Genomic DNA, 3362 nt, shown 5'->3' on the forward strand with positions numbered 1-3362 from the left:
ATGGATCCGCAGCAGCGGTTGTTGTTGGAGGCGTCGTGGGAGGTGTTGGAGGGGGCGGGGATTGATCCGCTTTCGCTCCGCGGCAGCCGCACCGGCGTCTTCACCGGCCTGATGTATCACGACTACCTCGGCCGCATGGCTCAGATCCCGCCGGAGCTCGAAGGGCACATGGGCAACGGCAACGCGGGCAGCATCGCCTCCGGCCGGATCGCGTACACCTTCGGTCTCGAGGGGCCGGCGGTCACCGTGGACACCGCCTGTTCGTCGTCGCTGGTCACCCTTCACCTGGCCGCCCAGTCCCTGCGGTCCGGGGAATGCGACCTCGCGCTCGCCGGGGGCGTCGCCGTGATGGCAACGCCGGGCGTGTTCGTCGAGTTTTCGCGGCAGCGTGGGCTGGCCGCCGACGGCCGGTGCAAGTCGTTCGCGGCGGCGGCCGACGGCACGGGATGGTCTGAAGGCGCTGGTCTGCTGCTGCTTGAGCGGTTGTCGGATGCGCGACGCAAGGGCCACCGGGTTCTGGCGGTGGTGCGTGGTTCGGCGGTGAATCAGGATGGTGCGTCGAATGGTTTGACGGCGCCGAATGGTCCGTCGCAGCAGCGGGTGATCCGCCAGGCGCTGGCCTCGGCGGGTTTGTCGGCTGCGGATGTGGATGTGGTGGAGGCGCACGGGACGGGGACGCGGCTGGGTGATCCGATCGAGGCGCAGGCAGTGCTGGCGACGTATGGGCAGGGTCGGGAGCGGCCGTTGTTGCTGGGCTCGATCAAGTCGAACATCGGTCATACGCAGGCCGCTGCTGGAGTGGCCGGTGTGATCAAGATGGTCCTGGCGATGCGGCACGGAGTCGTGCCGCGGTCGTTGCACGTCGACGCCCCGTCGCCGCAGGTGGATTGGTCGGCCGGTGCTGTCGAACTGGCCATCGCGACCAGCGCGTGGCCGGAGGCTGGTCGTCCGCGTCGGGCGGGTGTGTCGTCGTTCGGGGTGAGTGGCACGAATGCGCATGTGATCGTGGAGCAGGCGCCTGAGGTGGAGCCGGAGCCGGTTGTCACGCCGGAGGGGCCGGTGGTGTGGTTGTTGTCGGCGCGTTCACCGGCCGCGCTTCAGGCGCAGATTGATCGGTTGGCCGCGTACGTCGAGGGGCGGCCGGAGGTGTCGGCGCATGCGGTGGCGGCCGGTCTTGCGCGGCGGGCGTTGTTGCCCTACCGGGCGGTCGCGGTGGGCGGCTCGTTGGATGACCTGGAAGTCCCGCCGGTGCCGGCGACCCCGGGTGGTGTGGTGTGGGTGTTCGCTGGTCAGGGTTGGCAGTGGGAGGGGATGGCTGGCCGGTTGTTGGCGGAGTCGCCGGTGTTCGCGGAGGCGATGGCCGAGTGCGATCAGGCGCTCCAACGATGGACGGGCCGTTCGGTGCTTGAGGCGGCCGACGGTGACGTGAGGGTTGTGCAGCCGTTGATGTGGGCGGTCATGGTCTCGCTGGCCCGGGTGTGGCGGTCGTTGGGCGTGCGTCCGGCGGCGGTGATCGGCCATTCCCAGGGTGAGGTGGCGGCTGCTGTTGTCGCGGGGGCGTTGTCGCTGGAGGAGGGTGCCCGGGTGGTGGCGGTGCGGGCGGGGGTGATCGCGGAGTTGTTGTCGGGTCGGGGTGGGATGTTGTCGGTGGCGTTGCCCGCTGATGAGGTTCGGGCCCGGGTGGCTGAGATTCCGGGTGTTGGTGTGGCGGCGGTCAATGGTCCGGGTTTGTGTGTGGTGTCGGGGGACCGGGCGGCGTTGGGGTCGGTGGACTGGGGTCGGGCGCGTACCCGGTGGGTGGATGTCGATTATGCGTCGCATTCCGGCCAGGTCGAAGCCGTCGAGGCGGTTCTGAAGGAGCGGCTGGGTGACGTGAAGTTCCACGCCGCTGATGTGCCCTGGTATTCGACGGTGACCGGTCAGTTGATTGATGCCACGGGCCTTGATGCGGCCTATTGGTATACGAATCTGCGGGCTGAGGTGTGTTTCGAGGCTGCGGTGCGTTCGGCGGCGGGTGATGGGTTGCGTCGGTTTGTTGAGGTGTCGGCGCATCCGGTGTTGTTGCCGGGGATTGTGGAGACGGTTGATGACTGCGTGGTGACCGGCACGCTGAAGCGGGACGGTGGCGGGTTGTCTGATGTGCTTCGTGCTGCGGCGGTGTTGCATACGGCTGGGGTTTCGGTGGATTGGGCGCCGGTTGTGCCGGCTGTGGCTCCTGCTGATCTGCCGACGTATGCGTTTCAGCGGCAGCGGTTCTGGCTTGATGCCGCTGGTGGCGAGGGTTCGGTGTTGCGGCTGGCGGACGGTGGTGTGGTCGTCACGGTCAAGATTTCGACAGCGCTGGAGCCGTGGCTGGCTGATCACGCGGTCCATGGGACGGTGCTGGTGCCGGGGACGCAGTTCGTGGACTGGGCGATCCACGCCGGTGACCTGATCGGCGCACCCGTTCTGCGTGAGTTGACGGTGCAGGCTCCGCTGGTGTTGGACGGGGCCGTCGAGGTGCAGACGACGGTGAACGCCGATCGGCAGGTCGGCATCTACTCACGGACCGGCGAGGACGAGCCCTGGACCTGCCACGCCACCGGCGTGCTGGAGCAGGAGAGCCGGGTGGCGCCCGCCGTCGAATGGCTGCCCGCCGACGCGGTCCCCCTCCCTACGGATGATCTCTACGACCGTCTAGCGCTGCGTGGTTATGAGTATGGGCCGGTGTTCCGGGGCGTGCGGGCGGCGTGGGTGGCCGGCGACGACCTCTTTGCCGAGGTCGAGTTGCCACCGTCGGAGCACGGCCGGGCCGCCGGTTTCGCGATCCACCCGGCGCTGTTGGATGCGGCCATGCACGTGGCCGGCGCGCGTGCCGTTCCGGATGAGGGCACGCCGGTGTTGTTGCCGTTCGCGTGGCAGGACGTTGCCGTGCATGCCACGGGCGCGACCGGGGTGCGAGTGCGGATCCACACCCAGGGACGGCAGCTCTCATTGACCCTGACCGACGCGGATGGGGCGTTGGTGGCGACGGTGGGGTCCTTGGCTTTGCGGGCGCTGCCCGAGCGCCTTTCGGCGACGCCGGTGCGGGACCTCTACACCGTCGACTGGGCCGAGGTCGGCCAGGTTGGTCAGGCCGAAGCCGGTCTGCCGGTGTGGGACTGCGCCGGTGTCGTCCTGTCCGAGGTGCTGGCCGGGGTGCAGCAGCGGTTGGCTTCTGATGAGCAGCGCTGGCTGGTCCGGATTCCCGGCAGCCAGACAGACCCGGACGCGGCGGCGGTGTGGGGTTTGTTGGCGTCGGCGCAGTCCGAGCATCCGGGCCGTCTCGTGTTGGTGGACGCGGCCGACCTGGCGGTGGCGCGGGCGGCGGTGGTGGTGTGTGA

The 3362-nt window shown here is 69.1% G+C and carries 1 protein-coding gene; it reads left to right on the top strand.

Annotation, left to right across the window (positions count from 1 at the left end; translation table 11 throughout):
- A partial coding sequence (locus AB0I42_RS37150; RefSeq protein WP_357544466.1) for a type I polyketide synthase occupies positions 1–3362 on the top strand: 3362 nt, incomplete at both ends.

Origin of the sequence: Polymorphospora sp. NPDC050346 (assembly GCF_040655695.1) — a bacterium.
Classification (GTDB): Bacteria; Actinomycetota; Actinomycetes; order Mycobacteriales; family Micromonosporaceae; genus Polymorphospora; species Polymorphospora lycopeni.